Origin of the sequence: Flavobacterium sp. (assembly GCF_044373165.1) — a bacterium.
Taxonomy (GTDB): domain Bacteria; phylum Bacteroidota; class Bacteroidia; order Flavobacteriales; family Flavobacteriaceae; genus Flavobacterium.
Genome location: NZ_JBILQL010000004.1, coordinates 41,677 through 64,694 on the forward strand (window position 1 = coordinate 41,677; position 23,018 = coordinate 64,694).

Sequence of the window (23,018 nt, forward strand, 5' to 3'; positions counted from 1 at the left end):
TATTAAGAAGCTAATATTTATATACGATGTCATCGAACAAAAAATACTGGAAAAGTGTTGAGGAACTAAACGAAAATAGTTCTATTGTTGAGACGCTTAGAAATAATGAATTCTCAGAACCAATCCCAACGGATGAGTTTTTGTCTGATAAAGATTCTTTATCTTCTTCTTCAACAACTCGTCGTGATTTCTTGAAATACGTTGGATTCAGTACAGCAGCTGCTACTTTAGCTGCTTGTGAAGGTCCTGTGCACAAATCAATTCCTTACGTTTTACAGCCGGAGCAAATTATTCCGGGAGTGGCAGATTATTTTGCTACTTCGATGTTTGATGGGTTTGATTTTGCCAATCTATTGGTAAAGTCACGTGAAGGACGTCCGATTAAAATTGAAAACAATACCATAGCCGGTGCTAAGTTCACTGCCAATGCCAGAGTTCACGCTTCGGTATTGTCATTGTACGATAACACCCGTCTTAAAGTAACCAAAATTGGTCAAAAAGACGCTTCTTGGGCAGCCGCTGATATGAAAATCAAAGCCAGCTTAGCTGATGCTAAAGCAAAAGGTGGTCAAGTGGTTTTATTAACCAATACGTTAGCGAGTCCTTCAACAGAAAAGTTGATTGCCGATTTCATAGCTCAAAATCCTACTGCTAAACATGTGGTGTATGATTCGGTTTCTGAATCAGCAGCGCTTGATGCATTCGAAGCGGTTTACGGAGAAAGAGCTTTGGCTGATTTCGATTTTTCCAAAGCCAATACCATTGTTTCTGTTGGAGCTGATTTCTTAGGAGACTGGCAAGGTGGAGGATACGATTCAGGATATGCTCATGGCAGAATTCCGCAAAAAGGCAAAATGTCTAAGCACTACCAGTTTGAAGCCAATATGACCTTATCAGGTGCGGCTGCAGATAAGAGAGTGCCAATGAAAGTGGCCGATCAAAAGTTAGCTTTAGTTAAAATTTACAATATCGTTACCGGTGCTGCTGTTAGTGTTGGTAAAATTGCCAATGAAGAAGTAGTAACTAAAGCTGCTCAACAATTAAAAGCCGCCGGTGCTAAAGGTCTTTTGGTTTCCGGAATTCAAGATAAAAATGCACAGTTATTAGTGTTGGGCATCAACCAAGCTTTAGCTAGTGAAGCTTTATCTACTGTTGGAACTCGTCAGATCAGAAAAGGGTCTGATGCAAAAGTAGCTCAATTATTAGCCGATATCAATGCAGGGAATGTACACACTTTAATTATGAGTGGTGTCAACCCGGTTTATACTTTGGCCAATGGAAAAGCTTTTGCCGAAGGATTGAAAAAAGTAAAACTATCAGTAGCCTTCTCTTTGAAAGAAGATGAAACAGCTTCTGTAACCAATATTGCGGTTCCTGCTCCTCATTACTTAGAGTCTTGGAACGACTTAATGTTGACTAAAGGAACTTATTCCTTAGTACAACCTACCATTCGCCCGTTGTTTAGTTCAAAACAATTCCAAGAAGGATTGTTGTCATGGACTGGTAACAGTGCTTCTTACTATGATTATATCAAAGCCAATTCAGCCGCATACTTAAATGGTTTGACTTGGAATAAAGCTGTACACGATGGTGTAGTAGCGGGTGTAGCTTCGGCTGCATCAGCAGGGTCTGCGGATTATGCTGCAGCTGCTAATGCATTGTCACAATCTAAGTCATTAGCCAATTTCGAGTTAGTATTGTATACGAAAACCGGTATGGGAGATGGTCAACAAGCCAATAACCCATGGTTGCAAGAGTTCCCGGATCCCATCACAAGAGTGTCTTGGGATAACTACTTAACCGTTGCTAAAGCCGATGCCGAGAAACTTGGTTTGACTAACGAAATTGTAGCCAATGGTGGTCTTGACGGAAGTTATGCTACTGTAAAAGTTGGGGCCACGTCGATTACTGCTCCGGTAATTGTTCAGCCGGGTCAAGCGGTAGGTACTATTGGTTTGGCTTTAGGTTATGGAAAAACGGCCGCATTAAAAGAAGAAATGCAAGTAGGTGTTAACGCTTACAGCTTATACAATAATTTTGATAACGTACAATCAGCCACAGTAACTAAAGCTGACGGTACCCATGAGTTTGCTTGTGTTCAATCGCAAAAAACATTAATGGGTAGAGGTGATATTATTAAAGAAACAACCTTAACCGTTTTCACAGCCAAATTTGATGAGCCTGAAGTATGGAACCCAACTCCAATGGTTTCTTTAGATCACAAAGAAGTTCCTGCAACTTCAGTAGATTTATGGGAGTCTTTTGATCGCTCGGTCGGACATCACTTTAACTTGTCAATCGATTTGAATGCTTGTACGGGTTGTGGTGCTTGTGTGATTGCTTGTCATGCAGAAAACAATGTGCCGGTTGTTGGAAAATCTGAAGTTAGAAGAAGTCGTGATATGCACTGGTTGCGTATCGACAGATACTATTCATCTGAAGAAACATTCGAAGGGGATAACAAGAAAAAAGACGAATTCGACGGATTATTTGGAGACAAAGGTTCATTGGGCGGATTCGGTCAAATGGAAAACCCAAGTGATAATCCACAAGTGGTATTCCAACCGGTAATGTGTCAACATTGTAACCATGCACCATGTGAAACAGTTTGCCCTGTAGCGGCTACTTCTCACGGTCGTCAAGGTCAAAACCAAATGGCTTATAACCGTTGTGTAGGTACCCGTTATTGTGCTAATAACTGTCCATACAAAGTACGTCGTTTCAACTGGTTCTTATACAGCAACAACGAAGAATTTGATTTCCACATGAATGATGATTTAGGACGTATGGTGGTGAATCCGGATGTTAACGTACGTTCTCGTGGGGTTATGGAAAAATGTTCAATGTGTATTCAAAAAACGCAATTGACTATACTAACTGCAAAACGTGAAGGCAGAGAAGTGGCTGTGGATGAATTCCAAACAGCTTGTTCATCAGCTTGTACTACCGGTGCAATGGTTTTCGGAGATGTAAACAACAAAGAAAGTAAAGTTGCAAAATTGGCCGAAGATAACAGAATGTACCATTTATTAGAAAGTGTTGGAACAAAACCAAATGTTTTCTACCACGTTAAAGTTAGAAATACCTAGTATCAAAAAGTAATTAATTAAGAAACAATATAAAGGATTATGTCGTCTCATTACGAAGCACCCATTAGAAAACCTTTAGTTATCGGTGATAAATCTTATCACGATGTAACTGTAGATGTAGCCGCTCCGGTGGAAGGAAGAGCCAATAAACAGTGGTGGACTGTATTTTCTATCGCCTTAGCCGCTTTCCTTTGGGGAATAGGTTGTATCGTCTACACCATTTCTACAGGAATTGGAACATGGGGATTAAATAAAACTGTTGGTTGGGCTTGGGATATCACTAACTTCGTTTGGTGGGTAGGTATCGGTCACGCCGGAACACTTATCTCAGCGGTATTATTATTATTCCGTCAAAGATGGAGAATGGCGATTAACCGTTCTGCGGAAGCGATGACCATTTTCTCGGTAATCCAAGCCGGTTTGTTCCCAATCATCCACATGGGTCGTCCTTGGTTAGCTTACTGGGTAGTGCCAATTCCAAACCAATTCGGGTCGTTATGGGTTAACTTTAACTCACCGTTATTGTGGGACGTATTCGCGATTTCAACCTATCTTTCAGTGTCATTAGTATTCTGGTGGACAGGTTTATTACCGGATTTTGCTATGTTAAGAGACAGAGCAGTAACTCCTTTTGCCAAAAAAATCTACTCAATTCTTTCTTTTGGTTGGAGTGGTAGAGCCAAAGATTGGCAACGTTTTGAAGAAGTATCTTTAGTATTAGCCGGTTTGGCTACTCCGTTGGTACTTTCTGTACATACCATTGTATCCTTTGACTTTGCTACTTCCGTTATTCCGGGATGGCATACCACGATTTTCCCTCCTTACTTCGTTGCTGGAGCAGTATTTTCAGGATTCGCGATGGTAAATACTTTGCTTATCATCATGAGAAAAGTATCCAATCTTGAAGCATACATTACGATCCAACACATAGAGTTAATGAATATTGTAATCATGATTACAGGTTCTATTGTAGGTGTTGCTTACATCACTGAGCTGTTCGTTGCTTGGTATTCCGGAGTAGAGTATGAACAATACGCTTTCTTGAACAGAGCTACAGGACCTTACTGGTGGGCTTATTGGTCGATGATGACTTGTAACGTATTCTCTCCACAGTTCATGTGGTTCAAGAAATTAAGAACCAGTATAATGTTCTCTTTTATCATCTCAATTGTGGTAAATATTGGAATGTGGTTTGAGCGTTTCGTAATCATCGTAACTTCATTACACAGAGATTACCTTCCGTCATCATGGACAATGTTCCAACCAACATTTGTGGATATCGGTATTTTCATCGGTACTATTGGTTTCTTCTTTGTGTTATTTTTATTGTATGCGAGAACTTTCCCTGTAATCGCTCAGGCAGAGGTTAAAACAATCTTGAAATCATCGGGAGAGAATTACAAAAGACAAAGAGAATTAGAAGGTCATAATCATTCAGATAAACATTAATAATTGCTATGAGTAGTAATAAAGTTATACACGCAATATACAATGATGATGATGTATTAATGCACGCGGTTCACCAAACCAGAGCAGCTCACCATCATATTGAGGAAGTTTATACTCCTTTTCCGGTACACGGTTTAGACAAAGCTATGGGATTGGCACCAACAAGATTGGCAATCTGTGCTTTTATCTACGGATGTATTGGATTATCGGTAGCCACCACCATGATGAATTACATTATGATTTCTGATTGGCCTCAAGACATCGGAGGAAAACCAAGTTTTAGTTACATCCAAAACATGCCTGCTTTTGTACCGGTAATGTTTGAGATGACAGTTTTCTTCGCGGCGCACTTAATGGTAATTACTTTTTATATGAGAAGTAAGTTATGGCCATTCAAGCAAGCAGAAAATCCGGATGTAAGAACAACCGATGACCACTTTTTAATGGAAGTGGCTGTTCATGATAACGAAGCAGAATTGGTTAAATTCTTTGAAGGCACCGGAGCAGTTGAAGTGAAAGTAATTGATAAGCATTAATAATTACCTATGAAAAGTTTATTTAGAACAGCATTTGTGTTAGGAATCATGGTTTCAGTATCTTCTTGTAAAGACGATTTGAAGCCTAACTATCAATACATGCCCAATATGTACGAATCAGTAGCTTATGAAACCTACTCAGAGTCTGATGCTTTCAATTCTCCAACCGGTGAAAAAGGAAAAGAAGGGCAATTACCTGCTGAAGGTTCAATCAAAAGAGGTTTTGTTCCTTATGAAGTTCCAAACACTCCTGAAGCTTTAGCTATGTTAAAGGCTACTAATCCTAAATCACCACTGGATTCAACACAAGTTGATATGAAAAAAGGTGAAGAACTCTACGGGATTTACTGTGCTATTTGTCACGGAACTGAAGGTAACGGAAAAGGTAAATTGGTAACACAAGAAAAATTCTTAGGTGTTCCTAGTTATGCAGACCGAGTAGTTAACGAGGCCAGCGTTTTTCATGTAGTTACTTATGGATTAAATTCTATGGGTTCACATGCAAATCAGTTGAGCCAAGAAGAGCGTTGGTTGGTTGCCGCTTATGTAATGCAACTTAAAAGCAAATTATAATTGTAGAACAAACAGATTGTTATAGATATGTATACATTTTCAAGTAAATTAAAAACCTTTTCTTTTGTCCTAATGATCGTTGGTGTTCTTGGGATTGGTTATGGTTTTTTAACTGCACCAAAAACTATTCAAGATGTTGAGACTATTTTGGCATCTGATAGTCACGGACATTCTAACGCTCACGACACTGCTGCTACTCATGATGCGCATGGTTCGAAAGCAAGCCACGATGCTAAAGCAGATGCCGAGCATAACGAGCATTTAGAGCATGTTCTACACCAATTACAAAATAAACCTTGGGCAGCCTTGTATGTAGCTTGTCTGTTCTTTATGTTAATCGCATTAGGAGCTCTAGCTTTTTATGCTATTCAGCAAGTAGCTCAAGCAGGTTGGTCTCCGGTGTTATTTCGTGTAATGCAAGGAGTAACAGCTTATTTACTTCCCGGTTCAATTATTTTCTTTGTCCTTTTACTTTTGTCTGGCTTTCATATCAATCATTTATTCATTTGGATGGATGAAGAAGTAAGAGCAACAGATGAATTAATCCAAGGAAAATCAGGATATTTAAATTTCCCATTCTGGATTATCAGAGCAGCAATTTTCATTTTCGGATGGAACCTTTACAGACACTTGTCTAGAAAGAACTGTTTGGCACAAGACGAATCAAATGACAATTCTTATTACAAAAAGAACTTTAAAATGTCAGCTGCCTTTTTAGTGTTCTTTATTGTATCTGAATCTATCATGTCTTGGGATTGGATTATGTCGGTTGATCCACACTGGTTCAGTACATTGTTTGGATGGTATGTTTTTGCCAGCTTCTTTGTAAGTGGTATTACTACCATTTCAATGGTTACCTTATACTTAAAGTCTAAAGGGTATTTAGAGAATGTAAACTCCAGTCATATTCACGATTTGTCTAAATTTATGTTTGGAATCAGTGTGTTTTGGACATACTTATGGTTCTCACAATTCATGTTGATTTGGTATTCAAATATACCGGAAGAGGTTACTTATTTCAAAACCCGTATCGAGCACTTTAACTTACCGTTCTTTGGGGCAGTAGTGATGAATTTTATCTTCCCGTTCTTAGTTTTAATCAACACCGATTTCAAACGCATTACGTGGATAATTGTTATGGCCGGTATTGTAATTTTGTTAGGACACTATGTTGACTTCTTCAATATGATTATGCCATCAACAGTAGGTGATCAATGGTTCATAGGTATACCTGAGATTTCATCAATTCTATTCTTCTTAGGACTTTTCATTTTTGTTGTTTTCAATGCCTTAACAAAAGCTCCATTGACTCCAAAACGCAATCCGTTTATTGAAGAAAGTAAACATTTTCATTATTAATATTTTAAAGTAAATTACAAATGACAACTTTTTTGATACTTACAGTTGTAGTCTTATTGGCGGTTGCCCTATGGCAGTTAACTAAAATATTCGACTTAACTCAAGTTGGTGGTGGAAATGTTAACGACACTCAAATTGCAGATGATAATGACAATAAAGTAAACGGATATTTAATGTTCGCCTTTTTAGGGTTCATTTATATAACCACTATCTTTTGTTTGTTAAACTACAGTGATTTTCCACTTATTGGTGATTCAGCTTCTGAACACGGTCCGCAAATTGATAACCTAATGGTGATTTCATTAGTGCTGATTTTTATTGTACAAACAATAACCCAAGCCTTATTACACTATTTTGCTTTCAAGTACAGAGGTAGACAAGGTCAAAAAGCGCTTTACTTTGCCGATAACAATAAATTAGAGTTCATTTGGAGTATCATTCCTGCTATTGTTTTAGCCGGTTTAATTCTTTACGGTTTGTATGCTTGGACTAATATCATGTTTGTAGATGAAAAAGACGAACAAGATGCAATTGTAATAGAATTATATGCACAACAATTCAAATGGGAAGCACGATATGCCGGTGCAGATAATGTATTGGGTAAAGCTAACGTAAGGTATATTGAAGGAGTAAACAATTTAGGCGTTGATTTGTCTGATCCTAACGCACAAGATGATTTTACTTCTCAAGAATTGCACATCCCTAAAGGAAAAAGAGTAATTTTTAAAATGCGTTCCCAAGATGTATTACACTCAGCCTATATGCCTCATTTCAGAGCTCAAATGAACTGTGTACCGGGTATGGTTACTAATTTCTCATTTATACCGACTTTAACCACTGCCGAAATGAGAGACAAACCGGCTATGATTGAAAAGGTTGCAAACATCAACGCCATTAGAGCAAAGAAAAGTGAAAAGTTAGTGGCCGAAGGACAAACTGCATTAGACCCTTACACTTTCGATTTCTTGTTATTGTGTAACAAAATTTGTGGATCTTCTCACTACAACATGCAAATGAAAATTGTTGTTGATACACCTGAAGAATATGCTGCATGGGTTAAAGAAAATGGAGCCAAAACTATTGTTCAAGCTGTAAAAACAGCAGCAGCCGAGGCTAAAGCTTCAGAATCACCTGCAAACCCTGTTAAAGACACTTCTTCAATTGCAAGCAAAGACACCACTGTAGTTGCTCAAGCAGAACCAAAACATTAATAAAATTTAAAAGTTTATAATATGTCAGCAGAAGCTCACAACCACGATCACGGTCACGACGCACACGAACATCACCATAAAGACACTTTCATTACTAAATACATTTTTAGTATTGATCATAAAATGATATCAAAACAGTATTTGATTACTGGTATCATTATGGGTGTTATTGGTGTTGGTATGTCAATGCTTTTTAGAATGCAATTGGCTTGGCCTGAAGAATCTTTTAAAATTTTTAGCTTTTTCCTGGGTGAACGTATGGCTCCGGGAGGCGTTATGAATAATGAAACTTACTTAGCTTTGGTAACCATACACGGAACCATCATGGTTTTCTTTGTGTTAACTGCCGGATTAAGCGGAACTTTCAGTAACTTATTAATTCCATTGCAAATTGGTGCACGAGATATGGCTTCAGGATTCCTGAATATGATTTCATATTGGTTATTCTTCCTATCCAGTGTAGTTATGGTTATATCTCTATTCGTTGAATCCGGACCGGCTTCTGCGGGATGGACTATCTATCCGCCTTTAAGTGCCTTGCCACAAGCCATGTCAGGTTCCGGAGCAGGTATGACTTTATGGTTGGTTTCAATGGCTATTTTCATTGCATCATCTTTATTAGGATCATTAAATTACATCGTAACCGTAATTAATTTGAGAACTAAAGGAATGTCAATGACAAGACTACCGCTTACTATCTGGGCTTTCTTTATCACTGCTATTATCGGAGTTATCTCATTCCCGGTATTGTTATCAGCTGCTTTGATGCTAATCATGGACAGAAGTTTCGGAACATCATTCTTCTTGTCTGATATTTATATCGCTGGAGAAGTTTTACACTACCAAGGTGGTTCACCGGTATTGTTCGAGCACTTATTCTGGTTCTTAGGTCACCCTGAGGTTTACATCGTATTGTTACCGGCATTAGGAATTACTTCAGAAGTTATAGCCACGAACTCTCGTAAACCAATCTTTGGTTACAGAGCGATGATTATGTCAATTATTGCTATTGCCTTCTTATCAACTATTGTTTGGGGACACCATATGTTTATTTCGGGGATGAATCCTTTCTTGGGTTCAGTATTTACCTTCACCACTTTATTGATTGCTATCCCATCTGCTGTAAAAGCATTTAATTACATTACAACTTTATGGAAAGGTAACTTACAGTTGAATCCTGCCATGCTGTTCTCTATCGGATTGGTTTCAACCTTCATCACCGGAGGTTTAACCGGAATCATTTTGGGTGACAGTACTTTGGATATCAATGTACACGATACTTATTTTGTGGTAGCTCACTTCCACTTGGTAATGGGTATTTCTGCTCTATACGGAATGTTCGCCGGAATCTACCATTGGTTCCCAAGAATGTTCGGAAGAATGTTAAACAAAAACTTAGGATACGTTCACTTCTGGGTTACTGCCGTTTGTGCTTACGGAGTTTTCTTCCCAATGCATTTTATCGGAATGGCCGGATTACCAAGAAGATATTATACCAATACCAACTTCCCATTGTTCGACGATTTGCAAAATGTAAATGTTATCATTACAACTTTTGCTTTGGTTGGAGGTGCTTTCCAGTTGGTTTTCTTGTGGAACTTCTTCCACAGTATTTTCTACGGAAAGAAATCAATTCAAAATCCATGGAAATCAAATACTTTAGAGTGGACTGCTCCGGTAGAACACATGCATGGAAACTGGCCGGGTGAAATTCCACACGTACACAGATGGCCGTATGATTACAGCAAACCGGGTCACGATGAGGATTTTGTACCGCAAAATGTACCCATGAAACCGGGAGAAGAAGTGTTACACCACTAATTCTTATCGATATACTATAAAAAAGCCTTTCCTACCCGAAAGGCTTTTTTATTAGCAACCAACTTTGTTATATATTTGTGAGATGAATGAAAATCTAGACCCAACCAACAATCATTTTAATCCCGAAGAACTCGATCTTGAAAAAAAGTTAAGACCACTGAGTTTTAATGATTTTACAGGTCAAGAACAAGTTTTGGAAAATCTTAAAGTATTTGTTGAAGCTGCTAATCTTCGTGAAGAAGCACTCGACCATACTTTATTTCACGGACCTCCGGGATTAGGAAAAACCACATTGGCGAATATTTTAGCCAATGAGTTAGGGGTTGGCATCAAAATTACTTCAGGACCCGTTTTAGATAAGCCTGGAGATTTAGCCGGTCTCTTAACCAATCTCGAAGATAGAGACGTATTGTTCATAGACGAAATCCATCGTTTGAGTCCGGTTGTCGAAGAGTATTTATATTCTGCCATGGAGGATTTCAAAATTGACATCATGATTGAATCCGGACCCAACGCACGTTCCGTACAAATTAATTTGAATCCGTTTACTTTAGTTGGTGCCACAACCCGATCCGGTTTATTAACTGCCCCTATGCGTGCCCGTTTCGGTATACAAAGCCGACTCCAATATTACAATACTGAACTGTTAACCACTATTGTCCAACGCAGTTCAAGTATTCTCAAAATGCCCATAACCATGGAGGCTGCTATTGAAATTGCAGGACGTAGCCGAGGAACTCCTCGTATCGCTAACGCATTATTACGTCGTGTTCGAGATTTCGCCCAAATCAAAGGCAATGGCAAAATCGATATCGAAATAGCCCGTTTTTCATTAAGAGCATTGCATGTAGATGCCCACGGTTTAGACGAAATGGACAATAAAATTCTAACCACCATTATCGAAAAATTCAAAGGTGGACCAGTGGGATTGTCCACTTTAGCCACCGCTGTTTCTGAAAGCGGAGAAACCATCGAAGAAGTATACGAGCCATTCTTAATTCAGGAAGGATTCATCATCAGAACACCACGCGGCAGAGAAGTCACCGAGAAAGCCTATAAACACTTGGGAAAAATCAACACCAATAATCAAGGCGGACTTTTTTAGGGCATTCCCTCGTCTTGCAGAACGAGGTCGGGTTTTCCGCACTCGCTTTTTTTGCTGCACAAAAAAGAGCTCAAACAATCGCTCCAACCCCTAATGCAACATGATGGCTAACAAAGAAAAATATACCCAATTCATCAAGACCGAAGCCAAACGCCTCGGTTTTATGTCTTGCGGGATTTCAAAAGCCGGTTTCTTGGAAGAAGAAGCGCCAAGATTGGAACAGTGGTTAAAGCAAAACTTGCATGGGCAAATGGGGTATATGGAAGAGTATTTCGATAAGCGTTTAGACCCAACATTATTAGTACCCGATTCCAAAAGCGTCATTTCTCTTTTGGTCAATTATTATCCTTCCGAATTTCAAAACCCCGAAAGCTATAAAATTTCAAAGTACGCTTACGGAAAAGATTACCACAACGTCATCAAAAAGAAAGTGGTCAAACTGTTAAAATCCATCAAAAGAGAAATAGGCGATGTGCCCGGAAGAGCTTTTGTTGATATGGCACCTATCATGGATAAAGCCTGGGCCGCTAAAAGCGGTTTGGGTTGGATGGGTAAAAACAGCAATTTAATTACTCAAAAAGTAGGCTCGTTTTATTTTATAGCTCAGTTGGTAATCGATTTAGAACTGGAATACGACAATCCTACAACCGATCATTGTGGCACTTGCACAGCTTGTATAGACGCTTGTCCAACCCAAGCCATCATCGCACCATACCTTGTTGACGGCAGCAAATGCATCTCTTACTATACTATTGAACTAAAAGACAATATTCCTGTCGAAGTCAAAGGAAAATTTGATGATTGGATGTTCGGCTGCGATGTGTGCCAAGATGTTTGCCCTTGGAATAAATTCTCCAAGCCACATCAAGAACCTGCATTTAAGGCTTATCCTGAGTTGTTGTCTTATTCTAAAAAAGACTGGGAAGAAATCACCGAAGAAACTTTTACCAAAGTCTTTCCCAATTCACCCTTAAAAAGAGCCCAATGGGATGGTGTCAAAAGGAATATTAACTTTTTGAAGTAGAGTCTCTCTCAATGATGTCCGTTTCTAATGCTATAGTTCTTGGTTGAAACGGGTTCAGCTCCTTTTTAGTGTTTATCTCTTCCAATAATAATTTGAAGGATTGTACACCCATTTCAAAACTCGGTTGGTCTACCGTACTCAATTTCGGGGTAATTACTTGCGACATAAACCAATTGCTGAATCCGATAACTTTTACTTGCTCGGGAATTTTAATACCTACTTCATTGAAATGTGCCAAAACGCCAACCGCAACCAAGTCAGTAATTACAAAAATACCGTCCACATCCGGATGCTCATCAGCGATTTGTTTAGCAAATTCTACACCTTCTTCAAAGGTGACATTTTTACAAGTATAAACCAATTTCGAATCAAATGGAATATTGTTTTTCTCCAAAGCTTTTTTATATCCTAAAAATCGATCAATGGCATTTTGAGGATTGACCGGCCCGCGAATGTGTGCAATTTTTCTACATCCTTTTTGTATCAAATGTTCCACCGCATCAAAAGCCGCTTTTTGGTCGTTGATGATGACTTTAGAACAAGGAATGAGTTTCGAAATTTTGTCAAACATTACAAAAGGCACTTCTTTGCGAAGGATTTCCTTGATATGTTCATCATCGTTGGATTCATTCGACAACGACATGATAATGCCGTCAACTCTTTTTTGCATCAGCAACTCAACTTGCTTTTTTTCCAGCTCTAATGACTCATTCGATTGGAGGATAATCACCAAATAACCATTTTTCTCCGCTTCATCTATAATGCCGTTAATCACATTGGAAAAAAAGTGATGCACCACTTCCGGAATAATCAACCCTATAGTGCGAGATTCTTTGGTTCTCAAATTAACCGCAAAACTGTTAGGAGTGTAACTGAGAGACTGTGCCAAATCCAACACTGCTTTTCTCGTTTTCGGACTGACATCAGGATAGTTCTTCAACGCTTTGGACACCGTAGTAATAGATATTCCTAAGGTTTCAGCAATTTGTTTTAAAGTTATGTCTCTCATTTAACAAATATCATAAAAAAAACTTAATTGTTAATCGAAAACGTTTTCGGTAATTTCGAAAACGTTTTCGGTGACGATTTCATAATTAATTGTTTATTAAAAATATAATTTCGAAAAATAAACCAACAATAATTACTAATCAAACAAATTACAAATGATGAAAAAAAGTACTTTATTTTTGAAAAAGATGTTGTTTTTAGTGGCTTTGCTGCTATGCAATCTCTCTTTTTCACAAAGCAGTAGCTTGTCAGGAAAAGTTACCGATGCCAAAGGAGAAGCCGTAGTAGGCGCGAATGTGGTATTGAGTAGCGGCTCCAAATCAGCCTCAACTAATGCAGAAGGAATGTATTCTTTCTCCGGATTGGCTGATGGCTCAGTAACAGTAACCGTTTCTTACATTGGTTTTGCTACCGAAAAGAAGACAGTTGATGTTAAAGGAAGCACCACTTTGGATTTCCAACTACAAGACGATTCTAAAGTATTAGATGAAGTAGTGGTAACCGGAGTTGTAAATCCAAGAGCCAAAATCAAATCCAGTGTTTCAGTAACTACTTTAGACGTGAAACAAGTGGAACAATCAGCACCAAGATCAACCGCTGAAATCTTCAGAACTATTCCGGGGATTCGCTCTGAGTCTTCAGGAGGTGAAGGAAATGCCAATATCTCTGTTCGTGGGGTACCGATTTCCTCAGGAGGTTCAAAATATTTGCAAATCCAAGAAGATGGTTTGCCGGTATTATTATACGGTGATATCGCTTTTGCTACTGCTGATATCTTCACGAGATTCGATAGAAATATTGCTAAAATTGAAGCCATTCGAGGTGGTTCAGCTTCTACTTTGTCTTCAAACTCTCCGGGTGGTATCATCAACTTTATCAGCAAAACCGGTAAAACAGAAGGCGGAAGTATGGTGACCAGTTTTGGTTTGGATTACAGCGACTTCAGAACAGATATTGAGTACGGTGCTCGTATTGGTGACGGATTGTATTTTCACGCTGGTGGTTTCTACAGAACTGGTGAAGGAGTGAGAAGTCCGGGCTTTACAGCTAATAACGGTGGTCAATTCAAAATGAATATCACTAAAGAATTTGATAACGGATCTGTAACCGTATATGCTAAATTCTTAAACGACAGAGCTGCAGCTTACATGCCAATGCCTATTCAAGTAACCGGAAGCAATTCTAATCCAAATTGGGAAAGCATCAGCGGTTATGACGCTACCTCGGGAACACAACAATCACCATACTTAATGCACAACGTAGGTTTGGATGGAAACGGAAATGTTAGAAGAGGAAATGTAGCCGATGGTATGAACCCGGTTTCAAAAACCATTGGAGCTTCTGTTAATTTTGAATTGGCTGAAGGATGGAAAGTAACCAACAACGGTCGCTTCTCTTCAAACAGCGGACAATTCATTACGCCTTTCCCTGCTGAAGTAGCTTCAGCAGCTACTATTGCCAACTCTTTCGGAGCCGGTTCAACTTTAACTTATGCTAACGATGGTACCGCTTTCAACAACCCTAACGGTCTAGTATCAAGAATTCACATGTTTGATGTAGAATTGAACAATTTCAACAACTTCATGAACGACTTAAGAATCACCAAAAAATTTGATAAAGTTGGCTTAACTGCCGGTTATTTCAAATCAATTCAAAATATCTCTATGTCGTGGTTGTGGAATTCTTATTTGCAAGAAGTGTCGGATAATAATCCACGATTAATTAATGTTACTGATGCTGGTGGAAATGCACTTTCTACTAACGGATTGTACGCTTATGGTGTACCGTTTTGGGGGAACTGTTGTACCAGAAACTATGATACACAATACAATGTTTCTGCTCCATATGCTAACGTGTCTTTCGAAGCTAATGATAAGTTGTCTTTAGAAGGAGGAATCCGTTTTGATATGGGTCAAGTAAACGGTTCTTTCGCAGGCTCTTCTCAAACCACCTATGATATCAACAATGATAATGTGATTTCTACTCCGGAAACCAGTGTTTCTGCAGTCAATACTGCCAACACAACGGCAGTTGATTACGATTACGATTATGTTTCTTATACTTTAGGAGCCAATTACTTAATCGATACCAATCAGTCCGTTTTTGCCCGTTACAGTAAAGGTGCTTCTGCTAAAGCAGATCGTATTTTATTCTCAGGGTTAAATTACCTTGACGGAGACAGAATCAACTCTTTGGATTTTTTGGCTCAAGCTGAGTTAGGATACAAAAGAAAATTCGATAAAGGGTATGTTTATGCTACATTCTTCAGTTCTACAACTACTGAGGAAGGCGGATTTGAAGCTACATCGAACACTATTATCGAAAATGATTACCGTTCAATGGGTCTTGAGTTAGAGTCTTCATACAACGTAAACAGCGATTTGAATTTGCGTGGAGGTTTTACCTATACTAAAGCTGAAGTTACTTCGGGAGCTAATGACGGTAACGAACCAAGAAGACAACCTAAAATGATGTATAACTTTATTCCGACATACAAATTCGGAAAAGCTAATAATACTTTAGGATTAAGCTTCATCGGACAAACCAAAGCGTATGCACAAGACAGCAACGAATTGGTAATGAACGGATTTGTAATTGTAAACGGATTTGTTGAAGTGGGCATTACTAAAGGTTTATCTTTAAACATAGCCGGTAATAACTTATTCAACACTTTGGCCATCACAGAAGCTGAAGAAGGAAGCATTACTGCCAATACCACCAACATCGTTAGAGCAAGACCTTTACCGGGAAGATCACTTTCTATGGCATTGTCTTACAAGTTCTAAACAACCTATTTCATGTTTAATTTGAGTAATTCCTGTACCATAGTTTTATGGTATGGGAATTATTTTTAACAAAGAATTTTTATCTTTAAATACTTCTTAACAATTGTACCCATGAAAAAATCAGTCGCTCTTTTCATCTTTTTGGTGTTTTTTATCAATAATATAACAGCACAAGAAAGTCAAACGACAAGCACAAAACTTGAAAAAACAGTTATGATTGTCTACGGAAGTGATGATTGTCATCATTGTACAGACACCAAAAAATACCTCAAAGAAAACCATATCGAGTTTGTTTTTTATGACATCGATAAAAATCAGGAGGCATTGAAAGAAATGCTTTTCAAACTCAAAAAAGCCAATATCAGCACTAATAATTTGTCGATTCCTGTAATTGATAAGCAAGGTGTTATTTTTACCAATAACATCCCGTTTGAAGCGTTTCTCAAGAAATTAAACTAAACCATGAGTAAAAAAATAAACTTGAGTTTTTGGCAAATTTGGAATATGAACTTCGGGTTCTTCGGAATCCAATTCAGTTTTGGTTTGCAACAAAGCAATATGAGCGCCATTTATAAATATTTAGGTGCCGACGAAGCAAGTTTACCCATGCTATGGCTTGCCGGCCCAATTACAGGATTGATAGTTCAACCTATAGTCGGAGCGATAAGTGACGGAACATGGTCTCCAAAATTCGGTCGCCGAAAACCTTTTTTCCTGATTGGCGCATTGATTTCCAGTATTGCGTTATTGCTGATGCCTTATTCGAATACGCTTTTCATGGCGGCCAGTTTGCTCTGGATTTTAGATGCCGCAAACAACGTAGCAATGGAACCATACCGCGCGTTTGTAGCCGATAAGTTGAATGATAAACAAATGTCACTTGGGTTTTTAATGCAGAGTTTCTTCACCGGTTTTGGAATCACATTGGCCAATTTTACACCGGCTATTTTAGTCTCTTTAGGCTTTTTAGCCATCACCGATAAAATGGAAAACGGGATTCCAACTTACACCTATTGGGCATTTTTTATAGGTGCTTTTGCTTCTATTTCTTCCGTATTGTTGTCGGTCATGACCACAAAAGAATACCCGCCAACCGACGAAGAATTGGCCTTAATAAAAGAAAAGAAAAAAGAAAATATCTTCAAAACCGTATGGAATGACATCGCTGAAGCCTTCAGAACTATGCCGCTAACCATGAAGCAACTCATTCCGGTAAAATTCTTTACTTGGTATGCTATGTTTTGTTATTGGCAATACATTACATCTTCGTTGTCTTTATCACTGTTTGGTACTACTGATCAAGCGTCAGAAGGGTTTTCCAAAGCACAATTACTCACGGGAAGTCTAAACGGAACGTACAATATCATCTGTTTTATGGTGGCTTTTTTATTAGTACCATTGGCTTTAAAAATCGGTGCCAAAGGTGTTCACTTTGTAGCCTTGTCTTTGGGTGGCATAGGATTGTTACTAATTCCGTTGTTAAACAATACCGACGTGCTTTTTATCATGTACAATCCTTTTGGGGATAACATTCCGGTAACGACCATTTTCTTGTATTCGTTTGGATTGGGGATTTCATGGGCGTCAACCATGGCTATGCCATATCAATTGTTGGCCGGTTCGATTCCTAAAGAAAAAACCGGAGTGTATATGGGTATTTTCAATATGTTTATCGTAATTCCTATGGCGATTCAAATCTTAACCATGCAATATTTTGTATACGATTGGTTAGGCAATAATCCGATGAATGTCATAAAGCTCGCCGGGCTGTTTTTAATTATTGCCGGTGTTTTAACGCTTTTTATTACGGTCAAAAATAAAAACCAAATTGTATAAAGTGAATAATACCGCCTATCATAAAGCTATTGATTTATTACACAAAGTGGCTTCGCCTTATGGTTTTTTGGCCAGTGCCGAAAACACCACCAATTACAAAAGGGTTTGGGCTCGTGACGGTGTGATTTGCGGACTGGCGGCATTGGCATCCGGTGATGAGAAGTTGATAGCCACTTTTAAAAAAACGCTGGAAACTTTAGCCAAACATCAGCATCCTATCGGAACAATTCCTTCCAATGTGTTGGTTGCAGATGGGAAAATTGAAGTCAGCTACGGTGGTTTGGCCGGACGAGTTGATGCCGTAACCTGGTTCATCATAGGCGTTTGCCAATATGCTTATTACAAGAGCGATGTTTCGTTTATATCAAAACACAACCCAGAGATTGAAAAGTGTTTCGGATTATTAGACGCATGGGAATTCAACAACAAACACCTTGTTTATGTTCCTCTTTCCGGAAATTGGGCCGATGAATACATTACTGATGGCTATGTTTTATACGACCAGCTGTTGCGAATTTGGGCCTTGAAAAGCTATAATTATTTTGCCAAAAGTGAAGCCATACAAGAAAAGATAGAAAGCATTATTTTTCAAATTGAGATTAATTTTATGCCTGACTCCAAGGGCGAAAAGTACCATGAAAGAGCTCATGCTATGGTTAATTTCGAAGATTTTATGCCTTGCTCGTTTTCACCCTCGGGTTACAAAACTCAGTTTGACGCTTTCGCCAATTCATTACTGGTATTGCTTAATATCGGTTCAACCGAATTTCAAAATAAGATTCTAAATTATGCCCTTAGTTTGGCTTCAGAAACCCAGTTGGGTTTATTGCCGGCTTTTTGGCCACCTGTTTTTGAAACCGATGAACATTGGAACTTACTCAAAAACAATTGCAAATACGAGTTCAGAAATTATCCCTATGAGTTTCACAATGGCGGCAGTTGGCCAATGGTCAACGGGTTTTTCGGATTAGCATTGATTGCCAAAGATGAATGTCAAAAGGCAACATCTGTATTAGAAAAAATAAACGAAGCCAATGCCCAAAATGAGTTTTCATTTTATGAAAATTTCAACACCCAAACCACAGCGCCGAATGGTGTTTCACTTTGTGCTTGGAGTGCAGCGGCATCGGTTTTAGTACACCAATCATTACACCATAACTTTAAAATATTAGTTTAAGTTGAAAACTATAGACATCATAAGCATAGGAGAGGTTTTGATTGATTTCATCGGTCATGAAGTCAATACTTCTATCAATAGGACTAAAGATTACCATCGCTTTTTGGGTGGCTCGCCAACCAATGTGGCGGTTAATGCGTCGCGTTTAGGATTGAATTCCGTTTTAGTGGCTTCTTGTGGTCAAGATGGTTTAGGCGATTATGTCATTCGGAAATTAAAAGCCAATCATGTCAATACGAATCATATTGGGAAATCTGAAACGGTTCCTACTTCCGTAATTTTTGTCTCAAAATCGACTGAAACACCCGATTTTATCCCGTATCGTCAAGCCGATTGCGAAATTTTTGAAAGTCAATTACCGGATGAAGTGATTGCGGTAGCCAAAATATTTCACACCACTTGTTTCGCTTTAAGTAAAAATCCGGCCAGACAAACCATTCTCAATCGCGCCAAAAGAGCAAAAGAATTAGGATTACAACTCAGTATCGACATCAATTTTTCGGAACGCATTTGGCCCGACAGAGAAGAAGCCAAAACCATCCTCAAAGAATATTTAGCTAATGATCCGTTAGTAAAATTAAGCGAAGACGATTGTTACCGTTTGTTCGCTGCTGTAAAATCAGAGGAATACATTTTTGATTATTTTCATGCTTTAGGTGCCTCTACCATTTGTTTGACCAAAGGCAAAAACGGAGTGGTAGTTTCAGATATCCACCAAGGATTGTTTTTTCAAAAAGCAATACCAATTGAAGAGGTAAAAGATACTACCGGCGCCGGAGATGCTTTTTGGACCGGATTTTTATATGCTCAACTGCACCATAAAAATATTGAAGAAACTATTACTGTTGCTCAGAAATTAGCAGCAATAAAATTGCAAAATGTAGGTCGACTGCCGGACAATATCAACATCAAGGAATTGATACAACAATAAATGCCAACCACAAATTTAGTTAGTTAGTTTGATAAAAAGCCGCAACATAACATTGCGGCTTTTTACTTTGTTAGATTGTACAAAAAGAAATGGTCAAAAATTTCCATTTTACACCGATACTTCTACCTTTGTAAGTCAGAATAAAACTAACCTATAATGAACAAATACAGCAAGCGACGAGAAGCACTTTTGTACCATGCTAAACCAACGCCGGGTAAAATTCAGGTTGTACCAACCAAAAAATACGCCACACAAAGAGACTTGTCTCTGGCCTATTCTCCCGGTGTAGCGGAACCTTGTTTGGAAATTGCCAAAGACGTTAACAATGTATATAAATATACCGCAAAAGGTAATTTAGTAGCCGTAATCAGTAATGGTACCGCCGTTTTAGGGTTAGGCGACATTGGTCCGGAAGCTTCAAAACCGGTAATGGAAGGGAAAGCACTTTTGTTTAAAATCTTTGCAGGTATTGATGTGTTTGATATTGAAGTCGGTACCAAAGACATCGATGCGTTTATTGAAACCGTAAAAAATATAGCTCCAACTTTTGGCGGTATCAACCTCGAGGATATCAAAGCTCCGGAGTCTTTTGAAATTGAAAGACGCTTGGTCGAAGAATTGAATATTCCGGTAATGCACGATGACCAACACGGAACAGCCATTATCTCCTCAGCAGCATTACTGAATGCTCTAGAATTAGCCAAAAAGAAAACTACAGAAGTAAAAATTGTAGTTTCCGGAGCGGGTTCTGCCGCTTTAGCTTGTGCCAACTTGTACATTTTATTAGGCGTTAAACCCGAAAATATTATAATGTTCGACAAAGACGGTGTCCTTTCCCCTCAAAGAACGGATTTGTCAGATTTACAAAAAAGATACACCCATGGAAAAACCGGAACCACTTTAGCGCAAGCTTTGGTTGGTGCGGATGTATTTTTAGGCTTATCTGCCGGCAATATTATGTCACCTGAAATGTTGTTGGGCATGGCTAAAAATCCGATTGTTTTTGCGATGGCCAATCCGATTCCGGAAATCGACTATGATTTAGCCGTCAAAACCAGAAAAGACATCATCATGGCCACGGGTCGTTCCGATCATCCTAATCAGGTTAATAATGTATTAGGTTTTCCATATATTTTTCGTGGTGCTTTAGATGTCAGAGCCACCAAAATTAACGAAGAAATGAAAATGGCAGCGGTACATGCATTGGCCGAATTGGCGAAAGAGCCTGTTCCTGAGCAAGTTAATATAGCCTATGGTGAAACCCGATTGAATTTTGGGAAAGAGTATATTATTCCCAAACCTTTCGATCCGAGATTGATTACGCAAGTTGCGCCTGCTGTGGCAAGAGCCGCAATGAACTCGGGCGTAGCCTTAAACCCGATTACCGATTGGGATAAATACGAAGAAGAGTTATTAGAACGATTAGGTTCTGATAATAAAATGGTTCGTTTGTTAACCAACCGAGCTAAAACCGATCCTAAAAGAGTTGTTTTTGCCGAAGCAGATCATTTGGATGTGTTAAAAGCTGCCCAAATTGCTTACGAAGAAGGCATAGCTCATCCTATTTTATTAGGGAATAAAGAATTGATTTTAGAGCTAAAAGAAGAATTGGGTTTTGATGCCGATGTGCCGATTTTTGACCCGAAAACCAAGGAAGAAGACCAGCGCCGAATGAAGTATGCCGATATTTATTGGAAGTCGAGACAACGCCGCGGTATTTCATTGTTGGATGCCCAAAAATGGATGCGTGAGCGCAACTATTTTGCCGCTATGATGGTCAATGAAGGTGATGCCGATGCGATGGTTTCCGGATATTCGAGAAGCTATCCGTCAACAGTAAAACCTTTGATGCAGTTAATAGGTAAAGCGCCGGGAATTACTTTGATTGCAACCACAAATATGATGATGACCAATCGAGGGCCGATGTTTTTATCGGATACGGCCATCAATCCTAATCCAACTGCTGATGAATTGGCTAAAATTGCTTTGATGACAGCTAAGACGGTAAGAATGTTTGGAATGGAACCGGTTATGGCCATGGTGTCATTTTCCAATTTTGGTTCTTCATCCCACGAAAGCGCCACCAAGGTAAGAGAGGCTGTTGCTTATCTGCACAAATACTATCCGGATTTAATAGTTGACGGTGAAATCCAAACCGATTTTGCTCTGAATCCCGAAATGCTTAAAAATAAATTCCCTTTCTCAAAATTGGCCGGAAAAAAAGTAAACACACTAATCTTTCCAAATTTAGAAGCTGCCAACATCAATTATAAGCTTTTAAAAGAGCTTTACAAAGTCGATTCTGTCGGTCCGATTATGTTGGGAATGGAAAAAGCGGTGCATATTTTTCAACTGGGAGCCAGCGTAGAAGAAATGGTAAATATGGTGGCTGTGGCTGTTGTAGATGCCCAAGAAAAGGAAAAGAGAAAAAAAGTGGCAACCAAATAGTTTTGTAATATTGTTCAGATATTGCAAAGAGATGATGTCAGTTGAAGAATTTTGCTATATTTGGGTTAGAATTTTGTTAAAATGATTGCACATATTCAAGGAAAACTAGTAGAAAAGACACCCACAGACGTGGTGATTGACTGCAATGGTGTTGGCTATCATATTAACATTTCATTGCATACTTTTTCATTGCTTCCGCAGTCGGAATTTATCAAGTTGTACACTTATCTTCAAATTAAGGAGGATGCGCATTCTTTATACGGGTTTGTCGAAAAATCGGAGAGAGAACTTTTCAAACTACTCTTGTCTGTATCGGGAATTGGTGCCGGGATTGCCCGAACTATGTTGTCTTCTTTAGATCCTAAACAAATCATTCAAGCTATAGGAAACGGCGATGTAGGAACCATTCAATCCATCAAAGGAATTGGGAACAAAACCGCTCAAAGAGTAATATTAGACTTGAGAGATAAAGTGTTAAAACTATACGATTTAGACGAAATTTCGGTAGCCCAACACAATATTAACCGAGAAGAATCGTTATCTGCTTTGGAGGTATTGGGTTATGTTAGAAAAAATGCCGAAAAAGTGGTGGATAAGATTCTAAAAGACAACCCTGAGGCATCAGTGGAAACAATCATCAAACAAGCATTAAAAAATTTATAATT

17 protein-coding genes are annotated in these 23,018 nt (G+C 38.7%); 16 read left to right on the top strand and 1 reads right to left on the bottom strand.

Annotated elements, in window-relative coordinates:
* Positions 1-26: 26 nt before the first annotated feature.
* From ACIQ32_RS01355 to queG, 9 genes are all read left to right on the top strand, one after another.
* On the top strand, positions 27-3,089 hold the full coding sequence (locus ACIQ32_RS01355; RefSeq protein WP_396193851.1) for a TAT-variant-translocated molybdopterin oxidoreductase: 3,063 nt from the start codon (positions 27-29) through the stop codon (positions 3,087-3,089).
* 39 nt (positions 3,090-3,128) lie between these two features.
* Complete coding sequence (gene nrfD, locus ACIQ32_RS01360) at positions 3,129-4,538, top strand: NrfD/PsrC family molybdoenzyme membrane anchor subunit (RefSeq protein WP_396193852.1); 1,410 nt, start codon at positions 3,129-3,131, stop codon at positions 4,536-4,538.
* Between the two features lie 8 nt (positions 4,539-4,546).
* Positions 4,547-5,074: a DUF3341 domain-containing protein gene (locus tag ACIQ32_RS01365; protein WP_396193853.1), complete on the top strand. Its 528-nt coding sequence runs from the start codon at positions 4,547-4,549 to the stop codon at positions 5,072-5,074.
* A gap of 9 nt (positions 5,075-5,083) precedes the next feature.
* On the top strand, positions 5,084-5,647 hold the full coding sequence (locus tag ACIQ32_RS01370; protein WP_396193854.1) for a c-type cytochrome: 564 nt from the start codon (positions 5,084-5,086) through the stop codon (positions 5,645-5,647).
* Between the two features lie 27 nt (positions 5,648-5,674).
* Complete coding sequence (locus tag ACIQ32_RS01375) at positions 5,675-7,006, top strand: quinol:cytochrome C oxidoreductase (protein WP_396193855.1); 1,332 nt, start codon at positions 5,675-5,677, stop codon at positions 7,004-7,006.
* Between the two features lie 20 nt (positions 7,007-7,026).
* Positions 7,027-8,217: a cytochrome c oxidase subunit II gene (locus ACIQ32_RS01380; protein ID WP_396193856.1), complete on the top strand. Its 1,191-nt coding sequence runs from the start codon at positions 7,027-7,029 to the stop codon at positions 8,215-8,217.
* 21 nt (positions 8,218-8,238) lie between these two features.
* Positions 8,239-10,038, top strand: a complete 1,800-nt coding sequence (locus ACIQ32_RS01385; protein WP_396193857.1) for a cbb3-type cytochrome c oxidase subunit I — start codon at positions 8,239-8,241, stop codon at positions 10,036-10,038.
* 82 nt (positions 10,039-10,120) lie between these two features.
* On the top strand, positions 10,121-11,143 hold the full coding sequence (gene ruvB / locus ACIQ32_RS01390; RefSeq protein ID WP_396193858.1) for a Holliday junction branch migration DNA helicase RuvB: 1,023 nt from the start codon (positions 10,121-10,123) through the stop codon (positions 11,141-11,143).
* 100 nt (positions 11,144-11,243) lie between these two features.
* Complete coding sequence (queG, locus tag ACIQ32_RS01395) at positions 11,244-12,167, top strand: tRNA epoxyqueuosine(34) reductase QueG (protein ID WP_396193859.1); 924 nt, start codon at positions 11,244-11,246, stop codon at positions 12,165-12,167.
* Here queG and ACIQ32_RS01400 read toward each other — a convergent pair.
* Positions 12,151-13,176, bottom strand: a complete 1,026-nt coding sequence (locus ACIQ32_RS01400) for a LacI family DNA-binding transcriptional regulator (protein WP_396193860.1) — start codon at positions 13,174-13,176, stop codon at positions 12,151-12,153. The two genes, queG and ACIQ32_RS01400, sit on opposite strands and share 17 nt — an antisense overlap.
* Positions 13,177-13,330: 154 nt before the next feature.
* On the opposite strand from ACIQ32_RS01400, the gene ACIQ32_RS01405 reads away from it, so the two are divergent.
* The 7 genes from ACIQ32_RS01405 (at position 13,331) to ruvA (ending at position 23,016) form a co-directional block, all read left to right on the top strand.
* The gene (locus ACIQ32_RS01405) at positions 13,331-15,961 is read left to right on the top strand and encodes a TonB-dependent receptor domain-containing protein (protein WP_396193861.1); all 2,631 of its coding nucleotides are present in this window, start codon (positions 13,331-13,333) and stop codon (positions 15,959-15,961) included.
* A 111-nt stretch (positions 15,962-16,072) separates the two neighbouring features.
* Positions 16,073-16,420, top strand: a complete 348-nt coding sequence (locus ACIQ32_RS01410; RefSeq protein ID WP_396193862.1) for a glutaredoxin family protein — start codon at positions 16,073-16,075, stop codon at positions 16,418-16,420.
* A 3-nt stretch (positions 16,421-16,423) separates the two neighbouring features.
* Positions 16,424-17,797, top strand: a complete 1,374-nt coding sequence (locus ACIQ32_RS01415; RefSeq protein ID WP_396193863.1) for an MFS transporter — start codon at positions 16,424-16,426, stop codon at positions 17,795-17,797.
* A gap of 1 nt (position 17,798) precedes the next feature.
* On the top strand, positions 17,799-18,974 hold the full coding sequence (locus ACIQ32_RS01420; protein ID WP_396193864.1) for a glycoside hydrolase 100 family protein: 1,176 nt from the start codon (positions 17,799-17,801) through the stop codon (positions 18,972-18,974).
* A 1-nt stretch (position 18,975) separates the two neighbouring features.
* On the top strand, positions 18,976-19,905 hold the full coding sequence (locus tag ACIQ32_RS01425) for a carbohydrate kinase family protein (RefSeq protein WP_396193865.1): 930 nt from the start codon (positions 18,976-18,978) through the stop codon (positions 19,903-19,905).
* Between the two features lie 156 nt (positions 19,906-20,061).
* Positions 20,062-22,353: an NADP-dependent malic enzyme gene (locus ACIQ32_RS01430; RefSeq protein ID WP_396193866.1), complete on the top strand. Its 2,292-nt coding sequence runs from the start codon at positions 20,062-20,064 to the stop codon at positions 22,351-22,353.
* Between the two features lie 81 nt (positions 22,354-22,434).
* Positions 22,435-23,016 (top strand): Holliday junction branch migration protein RuvA, encoded by a 582-nt coding sequence (ruvA, locus tag ACIQ32_RS01435; protein ID WP_396193867.1) that lies wholly within the window; start codon positions 22,435-22,437, stop codon positions 23,014-23,016.
* Positions 23,017-23,018: the final 2 nt, after the last annotated feature.

Excerpts from the sequence above, each read along its gene's own strand:
- ACIQ32_RS01355 (WP_396193851.1), top strand. The coding sequence starts at position 27 with ATGTCATCGAACAAAAAATACTGGAAAAGTGTTGAGGAACTAAACGAA.
- nrfD (WP_396193852.1), top strand. The coding sequence starts at position 3,129 with ATGTCGTCTCATTACGAAGCACCCATTAGAAAACCTTTAGTTATCGGT.
- ACIQ32_RS01365 (WP_396193853.1), top strand. The coding sequence starts at position 4,547 with ATGAGTAGTAATAAAGTTATACACGCAATATACAATGATGATGATGTA.
- ACIQ32_RS01370 (WP_396193854.1), top strand. The coding sequence starts at position 5,084 with ATGAAAAGTTTATTTAGAACAGCATTTGTGTTAGGAATCATGGTTTCA.
- ACIQ32_RS01375 (WP_396193855.1), top strand. The coding sequence starts at position 5,675 with ATGTATACATTTTCAAGTAAATTAAAAACCTTTTCTTTTGTCCTAATG.
- ACIQ32_RS01380 (WP_396193856.1), top strand. The coding sequence starts at position 7,027 with ATGACAACTTTTTTGATACTTACAGTTGTAGTCTTATTGGCGGTTGCC.
- ACIQ32_RS01385 (WP_396193857.1), top strand. The coding sequence starts at position 8,239 with ATGTCAGCAGAAGCTCACAACCACGATCACGGTCACGACGCACACGAA.
- ruvB (WP_396193858.1), top strand. The coding sequence starts at position 10,121 with ATGAATGAAAATCTAGACCCAACCAACAATCATTTTAATCCCGAAGAA.
- queG (WP_396193859.1), top strand. The coding sequence starts at position 11,244 with ATGATGGCTAACAAAGAAAAATATACCCAATTCATCAAGACCGAAGCC.
- ACIQ32_RS01400 (WP_396193860.1), bottom strand. The coding sequence starts at position 13,176 with ATGAGAGACATAACTTTAAAACAAATTGCTGAAACCTTAGGAATATCT.
- ACIQ32_RS01405 (WP_396193861.1), top strand. The coding sequence starts at position 13,331 with ATGATGAAAAAAAGTACTTTATTTTTGAAAAAGATGTTGTTTTTAGTG.
- ACIQ32_RS01410 (WP_396193862.1), top strand. The coding sequence starts at position 16,073 with ATGAAAAAATCAGTCGCTCTTTTCATCTTTTTGGTGTTTTTTATCAAT.
- ACIQ32_RS01415 (WP_396193863.1), top strand. The coding sequence starts at position 16,424 with ATGAGTAAAAAAATAAACTTGAGTTTTTGGCAAATTTGGAATATGAAC.
- ACIQ32_RS01430 (WP_396193866.1), top strand. The coding sequence starts at position 20,062 with ATGAACAAATACAGCAAGCGACGAGAAGCACTTTTGTACCATGCTAAA.
- ruvA (WP_396193867.1), top strand. The coding sequence starts at position 22,435 with ATGATTGCACATATTCAAGGAAAACTAGTAGAAAAGACACCCACAGAC.